Raw genomic sequence first — 21062 nt, 5'->3', positions numbered from 1 at the left:
ACATAACGGCAGGCCGAAGCCCGCCACCCAGGGGAGGAAAGACATGATCAACCGCAAGACCGCATTCTGCGGCGCCTCGGCGCTCGCCATGATGATCGCCGGCACCGCAGCCGCACAAGTCCAGCCACAGCCGCAACCGGCCGTCCCCGCCGCGTCGCCTTCGGCCAGCGTCACCGCCGACGGCACGTCGCCTGCCGCCGACACCGGCGCGGCGCAGATCAGCTCGGCAGGCCCTGCCCCCAGCGAGACCGCCGACGCGGACATCGTCGTCACCGGCAGCCGCATTCCCGCCAACGGCTTCGGTGCGCCGACGCCGGTGACGGTCGCCAGCGCGACGCAGCTCAACGCCGCGGTGCCGACCACGCTCGGCGAGGCTCTGAAGCAGCTCCCCGCGCTCTCCTCCTCGGTCGGTCCGCGCGGTGCGCAGACGTCGAGCGGCCAGGGTGGCGCGTACCTCAACCTGCGCAATCTCGGCCCGACGCGAACGCTGACGCTGTTCGACGGTCGCCGCTTCATCCCCAACGACGGCAGCGGCCAGGTCGACACCAACCTGTTCCCGCAGGCATTGGTCGAGCGCGTCGAGGTCGTTACCGGCGGTGCCTCGGCGGCCTATGGCTCCGACGCGGTCGGCGGCGTCGTCAACTTCATCATCAACAAGAAGTTCACCGGGCTGACCGGCACGATCCAGGGCGGCGTCACCACGTACGGCGACAATGCCGAGCAGAAATACGAGCTCGCCTACGGCACGCCGTTCGCGGGCGGTCGCGGTCATTTCCTGGTTAGCGGCGAATTCTTCCGCAACGAAGGCGTCGAGGATCGCCTGAGCCGCAGCTATTCGCGCCAGAGCTGCCAGCCGATCGCGCTCCCCGCCGGCTCCGCCACGTCGCGCGAATTCGCCTGCGACGTGCGCGTCGCCAACGCGACTTTTGGCGGACTCATCACCGGGCCGACCGCATTCCGCGGCACGACCTTCGACGCGAGCGGCCAGCCGATCCCGTTCATCTACGGCACCAGCCTGACCAACTCGACGATGATCGGCGGCAGCGGCCCGCGTCCGCAGTTCGCGCCGCTGATCTCCGAGCTGGAGAAGCACATCGCCTATACGCGCGCGAGCTACGAGCTGAGCGACGCGGTCACGGTGTTCGCGGAGGGCAATTACGGCAAGACGCACAACGACTATCAGGTCGGTTCGTACAGCAACCAGATCGGCACCACCGCGCTCGTGATCCGTCGCGACAACGCCTATCTGCCGACCACCATCCGCGATCGCATGACCGCGCTCGGCACGCAGACGCTGACGATGGGCCGTTACGACGACGATCTGCCGCGTACGCAGGTCAACGCCGATAACGAGACGATCCGCGGCGTGCTCGGCCTCGAGGGCACCGTTTTCGGCGGATTGAAGTGGAACACCTATGTCGAGGCGGCACGCAACGATCGCCACCTTGCGCTGACGAACGATCTCATCCAGCAGAACTACGTCAACGCCGCCGATGCGGTGGTGAACCCGGCGAACGGCCAGATCGTCTGTCGCTCGACCTTGACCACGCCCGGCAATGGCTGCGTGCCGGTCAACGTGTTCGGCTTCCATGCGCCGACCGACGCCGCGCTGAACTACGTCACCGGCACCAACACCGCCGACCAGCGCTTCAAGGAATTCGTCGCGGCGGGCTCGATCGCGGGTTCCGCGTTCCAGAACTGGGCAGGCGATGTCGGCTTCGCGGCGGGCCTCGAATTCCGCAAGCAGAGCTTCAACCAGACCGTCGACGCGCTGTCGGAGGCGTTCAATCCGGTCACCAATGCCGAGGGTGCGTACCGCGTCGGCAATGCCAAGGCGCAGAGCGGCGAATATGAGGTGACCGAAGGCTTCCTCGAAGTCGACGTGCCGCTGCTCCGCGACGTCAATCTGTTCAAGGCGCTCGACTTCAATGGCGCGGTGCGGCGCACGCATTATACCACCAGCGGGTCGGTGACGACGTGGAAGGCGGGCCTCACCTGGGCGATCAACGATGAACTGCGCTTCCGCGGCACGCGCTCGCGCGATATCCGCGCGCCCAGCCTGTACGAGCTGTTCCAGCGCGGCACGACCAGCTTCCAGCCGCAGGTGTTCGACCGCGCGACCAACAGCACCGCGACCAACGTGCGCTCGGTCGTGCTCGGCAACCTCAATCTGACGCCCGAAGTCGCGAAGACCACGACGTTCGGTGCGGTCTATTCGCCGTCATTCCTGCGCGGGTTCAATGCCTCGATCGATTTCTACGACATCCGGATCAAGGACGCGATCGCCTCGCTGTCGTTCCAGCAGACGCTCGACGACTGCTTCAACGGCAGTGCGGCAAGCTGCGCATTCGTCCGCCGCAACGATGCGGGCCAGCTGATCCAGATCGATCTGGTGACGCAGAACCTTGCCGCGTTCGACACCCGCGGCATCGATTTCGAGATGAGCTATAAATCGCGCATCGCGACCGACGCGAACCTGTCGCTGCGACTACTCGGCAATTACGTCGATCGCTATATCCAGCGCACGCCCAACGTCGTCGCGGTCGATCGCGCCGGCCAGATCGGCACCGCGCCGCACTGGCGGATGACCGGGCAGGTCCAGCTCGACGCCAAGCCGTTCAGCGTCTTCACGCAAGGCCGCTTCATCGGCGGCGGTGCGTACGACAAGGGCACCGTGCCGACCGATCTGGCGCAGCGCCACTTCAACGGCCAGCTGCTGGTCGACACGCGGATCGGCTACAAGCTGCCGATGGGCGGCGACGTCGAGACGTATCTGAGCGTCACCAACGTCTTCAACCAGCTGATCAACCCGTATGTCTCGAACGGCCCGTCGGGCGTCCAGGACTTCGACTCGATCGGCCGCACCTTCCGCGCCGGCGTACGCTTCACGTTCTGACCTTACGATCCTCCCCCGCAAGGGCGAGGATTGCAGGGGCGAATACCGGCCGGCGTGACCCCGAATACTGGAGCCAAGACGCATGAATGCAACCCTGTTCCGCGGCGTTCTGGTCGGCGCGCTCGCCGGCCTGTTGTTCGGGTTCGACACCGCGGTGATCGCCGGCACGACCGAAGGCATCCGCACCGCGTTCGGCCTCGATGCGGCGGGGGTCGGCATCACCGTCTCCAGCGCGCTCTGGGGTACGCTCGCCGGCGCATTGCTCGCGGGCGTGCCCGGCGATCGCTACGGCGCGCGGACGTCGCTGAAGGTCATCGCGCTGATCTACCTGGTCTCCGGCATCGGCTGTTTCGCCGCGTGGAACTGGGGTGCGCTGCTCGCCTTCCGCGTGCTCGCCGGGTTCGCGGTCGGCGCATCGTCGGTGCTGGCCCCCGTCTACATCGCCGAGATCGCGCCGGCCGAAAAGCGCGGCATGATGGTCGGCGCGTTCCAGCTTAACATCGTGCTCGGCATCCTGGTGGCCTATCTCAGCAACGCGATCGTCACCGGCATGGATCTGGGCGCGCTCGACTGGCACGTGAAGTTCGGCGTCACCGCGTTGCCGGCGCTGCTGCTGCTGGGGATGATGTTCACGATCCCCGACAGCCCGCGCTGGCTCGCAGCCCGCGGTCGTGAAGCCGAAGCCGAAGCCGTGCTCCAGTCGCTCGGCGTGGCGGACCCGGCCGCCGACATCGCCAGCTATCGCCAATCCAACGTCGCCGCGGCCGCACGAAAGCCGCGGCTGAGCTGGGCGCGGCATCGCCGCCCGATCCTGCTCGCCTTCGGAATCGCCTCGTTCAACCAGCTCTCCGGGATCAACGCGATCCTCTATTATCTCAACGACATCTTCGCCGCCGCCGGGTTCGACAGCGTTTCCGCGGACCGCCAGGCGATCGTGATCGGTGCGTGCAACCTGTTCTTCACCGCGCTCGCGCTGACCGTGATCGACAGGATCGGGCGCAAGACGCTGCTGCTGATCGGTGCGGCGGGGCTCACCGTCATGCTGTCGGGCGTCGCCTATGTGTTCCTCAGCGGCCAGCATCAGAACATGCTGTTGTGGCTGCTGATCGGCTTCATCGCCTTCTTCGCCTTCTCGCAGGGCGCGGTGATCTGGGTGTATATCAGCGAGATATTCCCGACCGACGTGCGCTCGCGCGGGCAGAGCCTTGGCTCGTCGACGCACTGGTTCATGGATGCGATCATCGCGATGGCGTTCCCGCTGGTCGCCGCCTATTCGCGCGGCGCACCGTTCATCCTGTTCGCAGGCATGATGGCGCTCCAGTTCGCGGTGGTCCTCGCGTTCTTCCCCGAAACCAAGCGCCGTTCGCTCGAAGCGATCGAGACCGCATTGTGAGCGCCTTGCGGCTGCTGATCGCCAGCCTGCTGGCACTGGCAGCAACGCCCGCGCTGGGTCGCGACGGCGCGCTCGACCCGGGCATGCGCAATCCGCTGCTGCCCGGCTATTTCGCCGACCCGTCGATCGTCCACGATGGGGACGAGTGGTTCGTCTTCGCGACGATCGATCCGTGGGGCGCCGACACGCTCGGCCTGTGGCGCTCGCGCAACTTCCGCGACTGGACCTTCGAGACGCCGAACTGGCCGACCAAGGCCGCCGCGACCAGCCCGACGTCGGGCAAGAGCAAGGTCTGGGCACCCTCGGTCGTGAAAGGCCGCGACGGCAAATTCTGGATGTACGTGTCGGTCGGCAGCGAGATCTGGGTCGGCAGCGCGGATCGTCCTGCCGGCCCGTGGCGCGATGCCAATGGCGGCAAGCCGCTGATCCCGCGCAACTTCCGCCCTGGCCTGCACATGATCGATGCCGAGGCGTTCGTCGACGATGACGGCCAAGCCTATCTCTACTGGGGATCGGGGCTGAACTGGGTCAACGGACACTGCTTCGTGGTGAAGCTCAAGCCCGACATGGTGACGTTCGACGGCGAACCCAGCGACGTCACCCCGCCGCACTATTTCGAAGCCCCGTTTATGCTGAAGCGTGGCGGGCGATATTTCCTCACCTACTCCTTCGGCAACACGACCAAGGATACGTACCAGCTGCGCTATGCGGTCGGCAGCTCGCCGATGGGGCCTTTCAGCGAAGTGTCGGATCAGCCGCTGCTCGCTACCGATGCGAAGCGGCAGATCATCAGCCCAGGACATCACGCGATCTTCAGCGCGGGGGGCGAAGATTTCGTCCTTTACCACCGGCAGGCGCTACCGTTCACGCCAGCCGGCGACATGGTGCTGCGCCAGGTCGCGGTCGATCGCCTCGCCATCTCGGGCGACCGGCTCGCGATCGTCCCCACGCATCGCGGCGCGGATGTTCCCGGCACCGCCGCACGACGATCCGGCGCGAGGCCCGCCCGGCTGACTGCGTCGGGTGCAGCAGACGCCGCACACTCCCCTGCCGCAGCCGACGACGACAATTACGCCACCAGTTGGCGCTCCAACCCCGGCGCAGCGTGGTTGCAGGCTGATCTTGGCGCGGTGAAGGCCATTGGCGCGACGACGCTCCGCCCGGCCTACCCAACCGTGACGGTCCGGTTCAGCGTCGAGGCATCGTTGGACGGCAAGCTCTGGCAACAGATCGCAGCCGAACGCGCCGCCAGTGGCTCGCCGATCACCCTCCCCGCTGTCGCCAAAGCCCGCTTCGTCCGGCTCGTCTTCCCGCAGGGCGCCGACATCCTCGAATGGAATTCGCAGACCCGATGACCTACCGCCCTCTCCTTGCCGCCCTGTTGGTAACCGCCGCGCCCGTTACCGCACAGCGCGCACCGGTCGCCGTCCCGATCCAGCCGCAGGTCTCCGCCGACCGGCCTGATTGGGAGAACCCCGCGGTCTTCGCGATCGGCAAGGAGCGCGCGCGCGCCACTGGGTTCCCGTTCGAAACCCGCGCCGCCGCGATTGAGGGGACGATGGAACGCTCGACGCGGTTCGTCACGCTCGATGGTCAGTGGAAATTCGCCTTCTCGCCCGACGCCGACAAGGCCCCGAAGAATTTCGCCAGCCCCGCCTACGACGTGTCGCAGTGGAAGGAGATCAAGGTCCCCGCCGACTGGCAGGCCGAGGGTTACGACCAGGCACGGTTCAACAACGTCACCTACCCCTTCCCCGCCAACCGCCCGCTGATCCCGCACGCGACCAACCCGGTCGGCTCGTACCGCCGCGACGTCGAGGTGCCGCGCGACTGGAGGCAAAGCGACGTCATTCTCCACATCGGCGCGGCGGGCTCGGCCTATTACGTCTGGGTCAACGGCCATAAGGTCGGCTATTCGGAAGACAGCAAGCTGCCGTCCGAGTTCGACGTCACCCGCTGGATCAAGCCTGGCCGCAACAGCGTCGCGATCCAGGTCTATCGCTGGTCCGACGGGAGCTATCTCGAGGACCAGGATTTCTGGCGCGTGTCGGGGATCGAGCGCTCGGTGTATCTGATGGCCGCGCCGAAAGCCCGGGTTGCCGACACGTTCGTCAAGACTGGCCTCAGCGCAGACTATACCGACGGCACGCTCGATATCGCACTCGACCTCACAAACGCAGCGCGTGGCCACACCGTTCGCGCGACCGTGATCGATGGCAACCGCACGCTGCTGATGAAGACCGCGCCTGCGACGGGGGCCAAGCTGTCGCTCACCGGCACGCTGCCCGGCATCCGCCCCTGGACCGCGGAAACGCCCAAGCTCTACACGCTGCTCGTCGAACTGCTCGACCGCAAGGGCGACACCGTGCAGGCGACCGCCCGCCGCATCGGCTTCCGCAGCGTGGCGATCCAGAACGGCCTCGTCACGGTCAACGGCAAGCCGATCACGATCCGCGGCGTCAACCGCCACGAGCACGACCCCGAGACCTTCCACGTCATCTCGCTGGCGTCGATGCGCCGCGATATCGAGCTGATGAAGCTCAACAACGTCAACGCACTACGCACCTCGCACTACCCGAATGACGAACGGCTCTACGACCTCGCCGACGAATACGGCCTCTACGTGATGGACGAGGCCAATATCGAGAGCCACGCGTATATGTCCGCCGCCAACCGCGGCGGACGCACGCCCGAGAGCATCCAGATCGGCTACGATCCCGCTTGGGAAGCTGCGCATGTCAGCCGCGTCGTCAACATGGTCGAGCGCGACAAGAACCATCCCTCGATCATCTTCTGGTCGCTCGGCAATGAGGCCGGCACCGGTCCCAGCTTCGAGAAGGCCGCGGCGGCCGCACGCGCGATCGATCCGACCCGGTTAATCTCGTACCTCGGCTACAGCCAGATCAACGATTTCAAGCCGAACGCATACGCCGACATCTATGCGCCGATGTACGACAGCCCGGCCCGAATGCTCGACTATGCGCAGCATCCCGAGTTCAAGCAGCCGATGATCCAGTCCGAATACGCCCATATGCAGGGCAATTCCGGCGGCAATTTCAAGGAATATTGGGACGCGATCTATGCACGGCCCGACCGGTTGCAGGGTGGCTTCATCTGGGACTGGGTCGACCAGTCGATGTACCGCTATACCAAGGACGGCCGGCGGTACTGGGGCGATGGCGGCGAATACGGCCCCAACCCCGGCGGCGAGATCGAATTCGGCGACGGTCTGCTCAACCCCGACCGCACCCCGCATCCACAGCTGTTCGAAGTGCAGAAGGTGTACGCACCGGTCCAGTTCACCGCCGTCGATGCGGTCGCGGGGCGGTTCACCGTCACCAACCGCGACGATTTCCGTGATTTGTCCGGCTTCGATTTCGACTGGACGGTGAACGAGAACGGCGTTCCCATCGCGCAAGGCGCCGTACCGGCGTTGCATACCACCGCGCATGCGACCGAGCCGTTCACGCTGCCCTTGCCGAAACTGCCGCCCAAACCGGGCGCAGAGTATCTGGTCACGATCCGCGCCCGCGCAAAGGCGGGCACGATCCCGCTGGTGCCGGCGGGCCACGTCGTCGGCTGGGACCAGTTCGCGCTGGGGGTCCCGATCCCGGCGCACATCACGATACCGCGCGGTCGCACGACCTTGCAGGAAACCGGCGGGATGATCGCGTTGGCTGCGGGTGACACCCGCCTGACGATCGACCGAAGGACCGGCCTGATCGCCAGCTATCGGGTCGGGCGCGACGAGTTGCTGAGCGGCGGCGCGCCGAATTTCGCGCGGGCGCTGACCGACAATGATATCGGCACGCGGGGCGAGGCCGCGAACGCGCCGTGGCTGGCGATGTCTGCTGCGCGCACGGTCGAGTCCGTCAAGGCCGAGCGCATCGGTTCGGGTGCGGCGGCGGTCACCGTGCGCTATGTCATGGGCGACAATGCGGTCCGCTTCACCAGTCGCTACACGATGCGCGGCGACGGCAGCGTCGACATCGCCGGCGCGTTCATGCCGCTCAAGCAGGACCTGTCGGACCCACTCCGCATCGGCTTCCAGTTCGCGGCACCGAGCCGGTTCAAGACTATCGAATATTATGGTCGCGGCCCGCATGAGAACTATGCCGATCGCAAGACCAGCGCGGCGATTGGCCTGTGGCGCGGCGCCATCGCCGATCAGAACCACAACTTCATGCGCCCGCAGGAAACCGGCACCAAAAGCGATGTCCGCTCGATGACGCTGAACGGCGACGGCCATACCGGGCTCAAGCTGGCAGGCGATCTTCCGCTGTCGATGAATGCGCTCGCATTCCCCTATGAAGATCTCGCGCGCCGCGCGCCCGGCACCCGCAAGAGCACCGATATCGTGCCTCACGACCATGTCTCGGTGCTTGTCGATGCTCTGCAGTCGGGCCTGGGCGGGGATACGACATGGAACGCACAAGGCCGCCCGTTGCCGAAATACCGTGTACCACTCGCGCCCGTTCGTTTCACTTTACGATTGGCCCCTGTGTTAAGAAATTGATCGTAGATCGGTGAGATCTCAGCATTGCTATAGCTTGGACCCTGTTCCGGACCTTCACGCCCCTCAACTCGCTTCCCGCAATCGAACATTTGTTCATGCACGGGCGATACGAGAGGTCGAGGAATGGTGAGCTGCTGAAACCTCAGCTATCGCTAAGTGATGACGGCCGGATCAACCTATCCCCTCCGCTGCCATGGCCGCCTGGACGGCGGGCCGCGCCTTCATGCGTTCACGCAAGCCGAGTAGCGGCAATGGCAGATCTAGCGCAAACCGATCAGCCCAGAGCAGCATGACGAACAGGTAGAAGTCGGCGACGCTCGGCGTGGCCCCGAACAGATAGTCGCCCTGCAAGCCATCGGAAAGAGGTTGCATCAGGCGGAGCACCGTATCGCCTGCCCTCGCTTTGTCGGCAGCGCTACCGGCGTGCCACATCGGCTTGTACGCCCGGTGGATCTCGGTCGTGATATATGTCAGCGCCTCGATAACCCGCGTCCGCCCCATTGCGCCGCCGATCTGCAACGCAGGCGTCTCGCCAGCGATCCAGTCGAGAACCGCTAGATTCTCGGTGATCATCGTGCCGTCGTCGAGAATGAGTGCCGGAACGTATTTCTTCGGATTGATCCGTGCGAAGTCTTCGCCGCCAGCCGTGCGGAACGTGCGCAAATCGACGCGTTCGGCTTCAAACGCCATTCCTGCCTCTCGAAGCGCAATATGGTCGGCCAGGCTGCAAGCGAGCGGGCTGTAATAGAGCTTCATCGACCAGATTCCTTGTGAGACACGGCATGGACGGTGATCGCGATTGCCAACACAGCGGGCAGCGTCACGGCAGGAAAATCACGAAGCAGCGCGGACGGACCACAGATCCCGACTGCCACTTCCCAGATGTGGAAGAGGGCATGCCCCGAGAGCCAGATCGCGGCCGCCCCCCAGGAAACCGAACGATGGATCGGACGTGCTGCACCCAACAGGAACGCCGTGCCGACGCCGAGGAAGATCAACCCGATGTCGCGTACGAAATGCTGGTTGAATGGTCCGGTCGTGGTGACGCCGGGAACCGCGAAATACCAGCTCACGGGCGAGGCGAGCATGAAGACGCCGTTTGCGATCGCGCCCACTCCCAGCAGGATCGCGATGCCCAGGACGACGCGGCTCACCGGCCTGCGAACCATGTGTCGTAGTCAGTCGCGCCGATACGCGCTCCGGCCGAGGGCATGAGCGAGATGTCGTCGATTTTCGCGCCAAAATAGAGCGCGTCGGCCTCCCCCACTACGCCGCGCGCGTCACCGGTCGCCTCGAGATAGCAACGCACTAGCGCATCCATCCGGAACGCCGTCGGGCCCGCCACCTCGATCGTCCCGTTCGTAGGCGGCGCGACAACGATCGCGGCGAGCGCGTCCGCGACGTCATTGGCCGCAATCGGCTGGAACAAGGCGGTCGATAGGTGGATCGCTTCGCCCGCTGCGGCCGAATGCGCGATGCCGCCTAGGAATTCGAAGAACTGCGTCGAATGCAGGATCGTATAGGGCATGCCCGACGCGCGGATCAGCGTCTCTTGCGCGACCTTCGCGCGCATATAGCCGCTGTCGGCAAGGCGCTCAGTCCCGACGACCGACAGCGCGACATGGTGCCGGACGCCCGCGCCCGCTTCGGCAGCAAGGACGTTGCGGCTCGAGGTTTCGAAGAATGCGAGCACCGCGGCATCCTCGAACGATGGCGAGTTCGCGACATCGACGACCACTTCCGCCCCGGCCAGCGCCTCGGCGAGGCCCTCCCCCGTCAGAGTATTCACGCCGCTGTTCGGCGACGCGGCGACGGCCTCGTGTCCCGCTGTCTCCAAACGCGAAACGAGCTTCGAACCGATGAGGCCAGAGCCCCCGATAACGACGATCTTCATGTCCCGATACCTTTGCAAAGCGGCCCGCCGGATCGGCATGGGCTCACTGTAGGATGGGAGGTAGCAGGGCCTTGGCCCAGGCTCGTAGAGCCAAGAACCGCGAAAGCGACTAGGCCAAGATCATCATACTCGGTCGGCCATCAGTCGTCGTAAGGCGGCGACCGCCTCGTCGACCCTGTTCGGGCGAAGGTTCGTTGCGCTCAGCAACAACCCCGGCATACGGCGCTCGGGATCCTGATACCAAGGCGACAACGGCGACGGCGCGATCCCGAGTTCGGGCGCGCGCCGCGCCAGCGCCATATCGTCGATCCCCTGTGGCAATCTCAGGAGTGCGATCGGGCCGGCGACGGTCTCGAGCGGATAATCCGCCTCGAGCGCACGGTGCAGCGCGGAAAGCCGTTCGGCATAGAGCCGCTTCATATTGCGCAGGTGACGCAGGTAATGACCCTCGGCGAGCAGCTGAGCAATCGCAAGCTGCGACGGCGCGAAGAAGCTTGGCCCCAATGTTGCCGCCGCTTGCCCGAAGCGCGTGGCGAGCGCCATCGGCGCGACGACGAAGCCGATTCCGACCCCGGGCTTTAACGTCTTGCTGAAGCTGCCCACATGGATCACGCGCCCCGCGGTATCGCCGCTTGCCAGCGCCGGCGCGGCGCGCGCGCCAAGTTGGAGCTCCCCCAGATAGTCATCCTCGATGATCCAACCGTCGGCCGCCTCGGCCCAGTCCAGCAACGTCCGTCGCCGGGCATGGCTCATGGTCGCGCCTAGCGGGGAATGCTGCCCTGGCGTGACGATCGCAACTCTGGCGTCGGGCGCGAGCGCTATTCCTGCAGCAACGTCGATTCCCTCCCCGTCAACGGGCACCGCGACCGGGCCGACGCGCGCCATCTCCAGTCCCATGCGGGTTATGGGGTAGCCCGGCTCCTCCATCCAGGCGCGCTGCCCCGATGCGCCCAGCACCTGCAACGCCAGCGCGAGCCCACCGCGATAGCATACAGTGACGATGACTTGGTCGGACACGCAACGGAGACCTCGCGCGATCGCCAGGTAGGCGGCAATCTGCTCGCGCAGTACGGGGTGCCCGCGCGGATCGGGATAGGTCGTCGGCGTCATCGCATCATCGCGGACCGCGCGTCCGAGCAGGTTGGCCCAGAGCTTTGTCGGAAACGCATCCTGCGCCGGCACGCCGGTCTGAAAGGGCAACGCCGTTAGCGAGAAGCCGCGCAGCATCGTCGAGAGCGGCCGGACGATCGGCTCGCTCGTCGTGGAAGCATGGCGGGGAGGCTTGGCGATCACGCGGGTGCCGCCCGAACCGGCGGTGCTCAGCAGCAATTCAGACACCAGCGCATCGTAAGCAGCCTGCACGGTTCCTCGAGCTACACCCAGCTGGCTTGCCAGATCGCGGACTGATGGCAGGCGCGCGCCAACCTCCAGCCGCCCGTCGTCGATCGCCGTTCGGATGTTGTCGCACACTTGATGAGAGAGCGACATTGTCGCTCTACGGTCCGGCTTGATGATGAAGTGCGCATGGGAAGCCATGCTCTTACGGTACAGTGTTAGTGCCCCATGACGAATGCGTTCCGATGACTCTGGCGACGAGTGCAAAATCTCGGTGCCAAGATCATTACCTAACGGAGGGAGCGAGACCCATTCCTGGCCATCCGCGACCCATTTTGTGTTCCAACTTCGGCCATTGGTTCATCTCGACCGTACGGCCTTATTCCGTACGCTGGACGGCCTACTTAGAATGCTTCGAGTGGGGAAACGGCCCTTCCGATCAAGGAACGTTGCAACGCTCAACCGAGCCTCTCATCCGTCGCAATTCAAACTCCTCTCGCAGCACCCCGACCAAGGCTGCTGCCGGCATGACACGAGACAGTGGCGCACCCTGCCCTGCCCATTGCGCCCCGAAACCGTGCTCGCCTTGTGCCTTGGCAGCCGCGTGCAAGGCCTTTCCCGCATCATAAGCGATAGGATAATCAGGCGGTCGGCGTTCATCGACCAACCGACTCAGAGCCGTAAACCGGTTGGCCAGCGCACGCGCCGGTCGACCAGAAATAAGCGACGTGAGGACGGTGTGGTAAGCGCCCGCACCGGTAAGGGCCGCCCGGTATGCATCGTCTGCGGCCGACTCCGGGCACGCGACAAAGGCAGTTCCCAGTTGAGCTGCCGATGCGCCGAGGTCGAGCGCCGCGGCGATGCCGGCACCGTCCATTATCCCGCCAGCTGCAATAACTGGTAGGCTGTTCTTGCGTACCAGGAGTCGGGTCAGCGCGAACATGCCCAGCGCGTCGTCGGGCGCGGTGGGGTCGAAGACACCCCGATGCCCGCCAGCCTCGATCCCTTGCGCGACCACCGCGTCGATCCCCGCCGCCTCAATCGCGTGTGCTTCGTCGAGGCTTGTTGCGGTCGCCATGAGGTAGATACCGCGCGCTCGTAACGCCGAGAGCAGGTCGGTGGACGGCAACCCGAAGTGGAAGCTGACCACTGGCGGCGCGAGATCGAGCAGTACCGCCACCATGTCGGGATCGTCTGCAAAGCTCTTGTAGATGGTCCTGAGCGCCCTGGGGGGTTCTGTGCCGTACTCGGCGAACAGCGGGGCAAGCCAATCCAGCCATTGTGCTTCCCGCGAAAGATCGGCCTTTGCGCCAGCGTGGACGAAGACGTTGACGTTGAACGCGCGGGTCGTGCGGATGCGCACCTCCTCGATCATCGCCCGTGCGCCGGCGGCGTCGGTCGCGCCCACGCCGATCGACCCCAAGGCTCCTGCCTCGGATACGGCTGCCGCCAACGAAGGTGTGGCGACCCCCGCCATCGGCGCCTGGATCAAGGGCACCGAGAGTTCGAACCGATTGATGAGAGACATACCTACGGGACCCAACCGTTAACGATGGTCCGCTTATGACTACGCCAGCGCATTAAGTGAATGGCGCCAGGTGGGCGGACGCGGATCCTCTGCCCTTCAACCTCTACGACCCACAACACGACATTCAGCGGTCATTTCGCGCTCCCCAACTTCGGACATCCGTTCATGGTCTCCACCGCCCCGATCAGCGATAGTGGAAATGGCGAGAAGTGGGACTCAACTGTCGTCCTAGACAGCCGCGGCAAACGAAAGCTTCCAACGAGAACCGACGTCAGGCTAGAGAGGCTAACAGCTTAAAGGGAGTGTATATGGCTGCGGGCATCGAAATGTTTCGCGACATGAGCCTGACCGTGCCGCCGGGCGCGACGGCCGCTCTGCGCACCGCGCTCATCGAAGCCGCCGTGGCTCCGTGGCGCTTCGATGCCGAGCGTGCCGAGGAGATCAAACGCAACGCGGTCAGTTTTGAAGACGTGCTGCTCTTCCGGCACGACGCGAGCGATCAGCTTCCCGCAGCAGGACTGACACTGTGGGGTAGGGAGAGCGGCTACTATGTACCCAATATCGTGCCTCTCGAGGCGCGGAGTCTGTCCTATAGCCAATATAATTCGATCCTGACCGACTTCGTGGATCGCATCGCACGGCCGGTCTGCGATCGCCTGGGCGTCGGCATTGAGCTATCCTCTGGTAGTCAATCGCTTGATGACTGGACCACGGAAGATGTGGCCACCCGTCTTAGGCGTTTCTCAGCTGCAGCGAACAAGTCGACCGGGGCCAGTCACCCGATGGACCAGCGACGCTGGTTCGACTTCCTCGTAGCGTCGCATCTCTCCGAGAAGGAGCTCGACGTCGAGACGCTTGCCCGTTGGCTGCGCGAGGTTGATGGCTGGGACGAGGAAACCGCCTACGACCTCGCTGGCAACTATCAGAACGCGCTCGCGCTGCTCACCTATTACGACGAGCATTGATTCGGATGATCTCGGCCGCAGGCCTCGCAATGTCGTCGGTGCCGGTGGTGTGCTTCGACACGTGCTCGCTGCTCGACATCATGCGTGACCCTTCAAGGGATACGATGCGCGTGCCGGATCGGATCGCTGGCCTGGCGCTGTTGGAGGCCGCCGAGGTTGGGCGGCTCCAGTGCTTCCTGCCGGAACAGGTCGCGACCGAGTTCAATGAGCATGACGTCTCGACCCAAGATGAGGCAGAACGGGCCATCAATCGGGTGCGGAATCAGCTCAGTCGGATCAATGCGCTCGACGCCGTGTATGGCGCTTCAAAGGTCGTCGACCTTGCGCATCTAGACGGCCATGTCGGCCGCGCCCGCGGAATCGTCGGCCGCTGGCTGGCACGGCTGCAAACTTTCAAGCCGGGGGACGACGCTCCAGCTAAGGCGTTTGCTCGGGTCAACACGGCGACCCCACCGGCAACGCGCGGTAAGGAATCCTCCAAGGACTGCCTTGTCTACGAGACGGTACTAGAGTTGGCCTCGGGCCTCCGGAGCGCCGGAACCAAGGAGCCCATCGTGTTTCTCTCGTCTAACATCAACGAGTATCTTCTCGATCGTAGGAGTCTGAAGCCAGAAATCGCTTTTGAGTTCGCGCCTCTAGGGCTCGACTATGCGCAGAACATGGGTTTGGCGAAGCATCTTCTGGGTCTTTGACAGGATGAAACGCCGGGCTGTTTTGCTGGCTTTTTCTGAGAAGATTTCACTCTGATGTTTCGTGAACTAATAGTGTAACGTGCGGATATGCCTCTGAAATCCCGACATAATTTCTCAGTGACTGTTCGGCGCACGTTGGCCGTTCGCGCAGCCCATTTTTGCAGCAATCCGCGATGCCTGAAACTCACGGCGGGACCGTCTTACGACAGTTCACGCGGACTGGAGACCGGACACGGCGCGCATATATGTGCCGCCTCGCCGGGAGGGCCGCGCTACGACCCCGGTCAGACCGAGGCCGAACGCCGCTCCGTGGAAAATGCATCTGGCTCTGCCGCGAATGTGGCGACATCATCGACAAGGACCAGGGCGGCTACAGCGCCGACGAGCTTCGAGGTTGGAAACGCGGTCATGACGCAATGATCGCCGAAGTCCGGACCCAAGGCTATGCCAAGAGCATCGAACTGCTCCGCGCGCAGCGGACCGATCCGGACGTCGCGGCGCAGGTGATCGTTCTCGTGGAGGACCGCCGGGCGCTGTGGGCCGCCTTCGACGCGGAATTTCCCGATCGGGTGCGGCGCTCGCTAGACGGTTTGCGGCGCAATTTCACCGCTTTGCGATCGCGCTGCCTGAAAGGCTCGCCACTCGACACAGTCATCCTCGCATTGGGTCAAACGATTCGGCACTTCTTCGATACCGTTGAGCCCTTCAATCTCGAGATCCTTCGGTGCGATAGCGCTGATCCGGAATGGCGTGCCTTCGAGGCAGCGCTTCGGATACTCCGCAAATCGATCGGATTTCAGGTTGCAGCCCTGGCCACATCCTATAGCCTTCCCCTTCAGGGTGAATTTGCCGAGTATCAGCCGATGATTCAGGATAACGCGGGACCTTTCGCCGCCTTGCCGCAAGATTTCGGCAATGGCGACGCCTCGGCGTACGCTAAGGGTCGACAGACCATCGGGCTTTCACCTGAAACGCTCGATAGGCAAGTTATTGTTCGATAGGTCGTCCGGTGGGAGTGGTGAATGAAAACATTCGCGCCAGCCGCATCATTGTAGCGTCACCACAACATGTGGCGCAGAAGTTCCTTCGTTTTTGGGAGTTGTTCTTGGGTCTGGAGATTGACGTCGTAAGCCGCGCTCACAAGAGCTGAGAGAAATTCGACAAAGACGATTTCGAAGGCGCCAGCACGCTCATCGCCCGGGGGCATGGCGGCCGGAGCACCGTCGCTACAGAAAGCCGTGATGCGGGGTGGCCCCTCTTCCCTCTGGCCGAAGCCCACGAAGGTGACGGCTCGGTCTTGGAGATGAGGCTGGACAGTCGCCAATAGGCTTGGGCCTACCGAAGCAAGGCTGGTCGTCATTACGTCGAAGGCAGCCGGATTTTTCGCATAGGGCGCAATGAAATCACGGCTTACCCGCTCATCGCAGCCGGCAAGAAACGCGCCAAGGCAGAGCGCAACGTAGGTGGCTTCGACGCTTTCGTCGGCGGCTGAAATCGTGAACAAGAACATCTGTCCCGATCCAATTTCGAGCACCAACTGAACACCAAAGGTGGGTATCTCGCGCAACCGAATTTGTTGGTCGCCCTCAAGACATAACGTCGCGATCGTCAACATCTCGGCGCGCGTCAGTTGATAGGGGGCTGTGAAAGCCAAGAGGTTGAGCAGGAAGAGGGCACGGTTCTGGTGGCCTGCCACAATCTTGCGGTCGGCAACGATGCGAAGGCAGCGATCGAGCGCTGCGCTGAGATACGCCTTGGGTATCGCAGCGATCAGATGTCGGACCAGCATCGAAGAGGTTGCCGCGGCAACGTCGGGCACTGCTTGTTCGAGCATCGCAGCAGCAGCCTCCGCCCACAAAGCCAATGGCGGAGATTGGCGGTCGACCTTTTTCCCCTGAGCGACGAGCATCACCCGCATGGCAAGGTCGAAAGGCAGATCGAACGCACCATGGGCCAATTGCCGTTCGAGCTTGTGCGCGTTGTCGAAATCGCCGGCTGCCCGGAATAGCGCTACGCCTCGTGCTCGTGTCTCCCAGCCTTCACCTTCGCGTCCGAGGCTGATCAACGCCGTGCCGAGCTCGTCATAAGCGTCGGCATGGTCGTGCGACCCAAGGCTGTTTTCAAATATCACGATGGCGCGGCGAGCCAGCTGGACGGCTTGCTCGGCATGTCCCTGAGCATCCACACCGGTCGCGCTTTCGGCAAGCGAATTATGGCAAGCTGCAGCAAGGCGCGCCGCGCGCCCGTCGATTTCTGGTCGTGATACCGCACGCCCCTCAATGCCTGCCGCCTCGTAGGCAATGAGGGCATCGACACATCGGCCGTCATCTCGAAGGGTGTTGCCGAGCGCCATCTGATTGATGGCGACAAGACGACGATCGCCGAGGGTCTCGCCAATGGTGATGGCTTCCCGGGCGACCTCCTCCGCTTCCTTGCAGCGCCCTTCGTCGCGATAACGGCGATTAAGAATATTGCACATCCAGGCACGTTCTCGTGCCTCGCCTCGCGAGGGCCGAAGGGTGGCTAGAAGCTGCTCACCTTCCGCAGCGGTTGCAGTGCTGGCGAGAAGAGCACCGGCTAGATTGCGGGTCGCAAGCTCCTGGCCATAGGCGTCTTCATGCGCCTCAAAGATTTCGAGCGCACGGCGAAAGCGGGGTTCGGCCTCATCTTGTCGGTTGACCCCTTGAAACGCGACGCCCTCTTCGACCAGCAACCGGGCTACGCCGTGCAGGTCGCCAGCCTCTTCGTGACGGTTGCGAATGCGCTCCACTTCACCCAGGGTTTCGAGCGACATGGCGGTCTGAAGGGCATAGGTTGCGGCAAACTCCGCAACGAAGTCGATGAGAGCCTCATCGCCAATAGTCTCGGCAACCGCCCGGGCTTCGGCCAGAAGAGGGGCGCAGTGTGCGGTATCATGAGAACTGCTCGCTATCTGCGCCAGCGAGACGAGGGTTTGCACAAGCGAGGTCCGGTCTCCCGACGTCCGATAGTGGTCGGCGAGGAACTGCTGCGCAGTTACAAAATGCGTGATCGAGCCCGAGTACAGGATTTCACGCAGCGACCGCTCCGCCTGGATGACAGCAAGGTCGTCATTCGCGAGGCGTGCCATCTGAAATGCCAGCCATCCCCGGCCGGTTGAATCGAACAACGTGACGAGCTTGCGCGCGACCGCGTCGAAAAACTGCGCTCGCTCCTGCGTGACGGCCACCAATTCGGCAGCCCACGCGTCGTGCAACAAGGAATAGCCGGATGCGTCCTCCACAACGAGGTCATCAAGAGATGCCATCTCGTCGCTAAGCGCGGTTAGGTCCATCGCGCTGTCGGCAAGGGACGAGATGTCAGTCAGGGACAATGGCGCACCGCTGAGCGCCAGACAAGCAATGATCTCTCGGCGCCGACCCTTGAGCGCCAGATACCGCTCCTTGAGCGTAACAGCGTTTCCAGCCTCGTCGCGGAGCGGTCGGATGGCAGAGCGTACCGCAAGTGGCAGCGTCGTCGTCGCAGCGGGTAGTTCCGCTATATGACGCTGGGCGTCCGCATCAACCACGGTCTCGAGAAGGGCAAGCTCATCCTGGGTAAAGCCCTCGACTTGAAGGGAGCCGCCACGAAACCCCGCCGGCTGTTCACGCGATCCGATGACAACGACGCCCGAAGCCGTTTCCTGCATCACTGCAGTCAGTTCGGACCATAACAGATCGCCGTCACTGGGGTCATCGATCACCAGTGGCCATGTGCTCGCGCCACGCCATGCCTCGGCAAACGAATCTCGTGCCTCTTCGAACGTCTCGGGATTCGACGGATTGGCTGTATTGCCGATGAGAGCGTCTGTGGCTTTCGCAAGGAGGGCACGTGGATCAAGCCCGCGGCCGTTCACATAGGGCAAGCCAACATCCGCAGCATATTGAGCAAGTGCCACGGATTTTCCGGCGCCTGCAACACCAGAAACACTGACCGCGCGGTGATGGGTGACGAGCCCTCGCAGTGCGGCGTCCAGTCCGGCACGCCGGATGTAGTAAGGGGCGGTTTTGAAGATCGCGTCGAGCGTGGTCTGCGGGGCGATGGCGCGCTGATCGGCAGCAATCCGGCGAAGGGTGAAGGTTTGCGCAAGTAGGGTCACAATATCGGCGTGAATGACGGAGGTGAGATCCTCATCCGCATCGAAGAAGTAGGCCGTTTGCTGGCCGAGGATGTCATCGACGATCGCCGTCAGCCGCGGATCGCGTTTCGCGTGCTTCTCGATATAGGCGAGAAACCCGAGCTTCAGCCGCCGAATTTCAACATACTCATCCTCAAGGCCCGAAAGCGTCTGCCCCTTTGCCTCATCGACCCAGCCATAGCTCGCGCGATAGATGCCGATCGCAAGCTGGCTTCGCCGCAGACGTCCCAGATAGAGCGCTTGCGGGCGATAGGTCCGCGCGCCTTCGCGCTCGAATACGAATGGGTCAAAACCAAGGGACTGAATCGCCGCCCTGGCCTCGTGACGTTGCTTGGCGCACTCCTCAATCGTGGAGGAGACGAAGATCGAGAGTCGTTCCATCTGTCCCGCAAGGACGTCGTCGCTGCGATCAGGCATAGCCTGCCTCCCGAATGGCGGTCTGGCCCGCCGCAAGCGATTCCGTCGCGGGGCAGCGACCAATCCGCCTCAATAGAAAGCGCGTGTCGCGCCGGATCTGGTCGAGAATGTCGTCGATGGTCATTGCCCCCAGATCGACGGTTTGGTCCGCAAGCTCGATATGCCCGAGGCGCAGCGAATGCGTCTCCATCCAATGGGACTGCGGCGGCGCTTCACCGACTTCGGCAAGCGCCGCCAGGCGGACGTTGGATATCGCTTGCTCGACCTGCCAACGCGCCACACCGTCCGCCGACAGGCGATCAACAAGCTGGCGACCGGATGCCGTGTGGCGAAGGACATGGATCGTCTTCGGCATGATGGAGGGGAGGCGCCAAGCGCGCTGCGCCGCGACCATGGCCGGATCGACGCCCGACGAGATGGTGTCGTCTCCAGCGTCGCCACCAGCCAGGAACGATCCCGCAGGAATGTCTTCGGGCCGACGGTAGATCTGGACCGACGGCAGCAAGAGATGCGGTACATCGTCCAGGTCACAAGCAAAGGGCTGGCCATTGCTATCGATCTGCGCAATCGCTGCGCCCAGGTAGACCGGCGCAAATGGGCTACGGCCATAGTCGGCGAGTGAATTCAGGAAATCGCTACGGGTGTCGATCCCCTTGACCCAGGCGAGGTTGAACGCGCTAGGGCGCGACACATTACCAAATCCACAGCATCTCCATCGCAGTGACCGGGCGTCCGGAAGCACGGCAACGCGGAACCCCGGATCGTCGAAGGCGATTTCGATTTGGATGGCGCCGGGACCGCTCAGCAACTGCCAACGCGCGAAGAGGTCGAAAACGTCGCGCAGAGGTCCTTCATGCTCACCCGTCAGAAGTAGCATTGGCGTCGTGCCGCCATCTGGGCCGCGAACCAAGGCATATCCAATGGCGTTCACCTCCGCCCCCATCAGTAAATTGCTGAAGAGCGGGTCGGCGAGCGCGACATTCGCGTCGGGCCAGCCATAGTCGAAGCCGCCTTCATCCTCGGCGAAGTCTTCGGCGGTCATCTGGCTCGCGACACGCGGCGTGACCGAACCGGCTGCGGGTGCATCGCTGGTCATCGCATCAGGCACGGGACTGGAGGATCTGTGACAGCCATCCATGCACAATGGACAAGCCAGGTATCGTACTCAAGTGCCCCCGGGGCCTAACAGGAAGCGCCGATCACTTCCCTAGAGGCCACAAAGTGTCGCCGCGCAACGGCACCAATGCACGAAATGGTTCTCCAACCATGG

Annotated in this window: 14 protein-coding genes; 7 read left to right on the top strand and 7 right to left on the bottom strand. The window is 63.8% G+C overall.

The annotated features are described in order from the left end of the window. Positions 1–43 precede the first annotated feature (43 nt). The 4 genes from C8J26_RS17205 to C8J26_RS17190 all read left to right on the top strand — a co-directional run bounded on the left by C8J26_RS17205 (position 44) and on the right by C8J26_RS17190 (position 8805). Positions 44–2896, top strand: a complete 2853-nt coding sequence (locus C8J26_RS17205; RefSeq protein WP_107959448.1) for a TonB-dependent receptor domain-containing protein — start codon at positions 44–46, stop codon at positions 2894–2896. A gap of 82 nt (positions 2897–2978) precedes the next feature. Then, the gene (locus tag C8J26_RS17200; RefSeq protein WP_107959447.1) at positions 2979–4289 is read left to right on the top strand and encodes a sugar porter family MFS transporter; all 1311 of its coding nucleotides are present in this window, start codon (positions 2979–2981) and stop codon (positions 4287–4289) included. Further along, complete coding sequence (locus C8J26_RS17195) at positions 4286–5644, top strand: family 43 glycosylhydrolase (RefSeq protein ID WP_244185372.1); 1359 nt, start codon at positions 4286–4288, stop codon at positions 5642–5644. The genes C8J26_RS17200 and C8J26_RS17195 overlap by 4 nt, the downstream gene beginning before the upstream one ends. Next, on the top strand, positions 5641–8805 hold the full coding sequence (locus tag C8J26_RS17190; protein WP_107959556.1) for a glycoside hydrolase family 2 TIM barrel-domain containing protein: 3165 nt from the start codon (positions 5641–5643) through the stop codon (positions 8803–8805). Before C8J26_RS17195 ends, C8J26_RS17190 begins: the two co-directional genes overlap by 4 nt. A 171-nt stretch (positions 8806–8976) precedes the next feature. Here the strand turns inward: C8J26_RS17190 and C8J26_RS17185 are convergent, their stop codons facing one another. From C8J26_RS17185 to C8J26_RS17165, 5 genes are all read right to left on the bottom strand, one after another. Beyond that, positions 8977–9561: a glutathione S-transferase C-terminal domain-containing protein gene (locus C8J26_RS17185; RefSeq protein ID WP_056485703.1), complete on the bottom strand. Its 585-nt coding sequence runs from the start codon at positions 9559–9561 to the stop codon at positions 8977–8979. Beyond that, positions 9558–9959 carry a hypothetical protein gene (locus C8J26_RS17180; RefSeq protein ID WP_244185371.1) on the bottom strand — a complete coding sequence of 134 codons (402 nt, stop codon included), beginning with the start codon at positions 9957–9959 and terminating at the stop codon, positions 9558–9560. Before C8J26_RS17180 ends, C8J26_RS17185 begins: the two co-directional genes overlap by 4 nt. Further along, complete coding sequence (locus C8J26_RS17175) at positions 9956–10699, bottom strand: SDR family oxidoreductase (protein ID WP_107959445.1); 744 nt, start codon at positions 10697–10699, stop codon at positions 9956–9958. Before C8J26_RS17175 ends, C8J26_RS17180 begins: the two co-directional genes overlap by 4 nt. 123 nt (positions 10700–10822) lie before the next feature. After that, positions 10823–12187 (bottom strand): MocR-like pyridoxine biosynthesis transcription factor PdxR, encoded by a 1365-nt coding sequence (gene pdxR, locus C8J26_RS17170; RefSeq protein WP_107959444.1) that lies wholly within the window; start codon positions 12185–12187, stop codon positions 10823–10825. Positions 12188–12473: 286 nt separating this feature from the next. After that, on the bottom strand, positions 12474–13562 hold the full coding sequence (locus tag C8J26_RS17165; protein WP_107959443.1) for an NAD(P)H-dependent flavin oxidoreductase: 1089 nt from the start codon (positions 13560–13562) through the stop codon (positions 12474–12476). A gap of 308 nt (positions 13563–13870) precedes the next feature. Here C8J26_RS17165 and C8J26_RS17160 point away from each other — a divergent pair, with 308 nt between their 5' ends. From C8J26_RS17160 to C8J26_RS20695, 3 genes are all read left to right on the top strand, one after another. Beyond that, on the top strand, positions 13871–14527 hold the full coding sequence (locus tag C8J26_RS17160; RefSeq protein WP_107959442.1) for a hypothetical protein: 657 nt from the start codon (positions 13871–13873) through the stop codon (positions 14525–14527). Between the two features lie 5 nt (positions 14528–14532). Continuing rightward, the gene (locus C8J26_RS17155) at positions 14533–15219 is read left to right on the top strand and encodes a PIN domain-containing protein (RefSeq protein ID WP_107959441.1); all 687 of its coding nucleotides are present in this window, start codon (positions 14533–14535) and stop codon (positions 15217–15219) included. A 416-nt stretch (positions 15220–15635) separates the two neighbouring features. After that, positions 15636–16220, top strand: a complete 585-nt coding sequence (locus tag C8J26_RS20695; protein ID WP_208631442.1) for a hypothetical protein — start codon at positions 15636–15638, stop codon at positions 16218–16220. A 56-nt stretch (positions 16221–16276) separates the two neighbouring features. Here the strand turns inward: C8J26_RS20695 and C8J26_RS17145 are convergent, their stop codons facing one another. Together C8J26_RS17145 and C8J26_RS17140 are read right to left on the bottom strand one after the other, a co-directional pair. After that, the gene (locus tag C8J26_RS17145) at positions 16277–19792 is read right to left on the bottom strand and encodes a DUF4062 domain-containing protein (protein ID WP_107959440.1); all 3516 of its coding nucleotides are present in this window, start codon (positions 19790–19792) and stop codon (positions 16277–16279) included. After that, entirely contained in the window at positions 19785–20888 is a 1104-nt protein-coding gene (locus C8J26_RS17140) for a hypothetical protein (RefSeq protein WP_107959439.1), read from the bottom strand. Before C8J26_RS17140 ends, C8J26_RS17145 begins: the two co-directional genes overlap by 8 nt. Positions 20889–21062: the final 174 nt, after the last annotated feature.

Source organism: Sphingomonas aurantiaca (assembly GCF_003050705.1).
Taxonomy (GTDB): Bacteria; Pseudomonadota; Alphaproteobacteria; order Sphingomonadales; family Sphingomonadaceae; genus Sphingomonas; species Sphingomonas aurantiaca.
The sequence above is the reverse complement of the archived record's forward strand: the minus strand, read 5'-3'. Positions and strand labels throughout refer to the sequence as shown.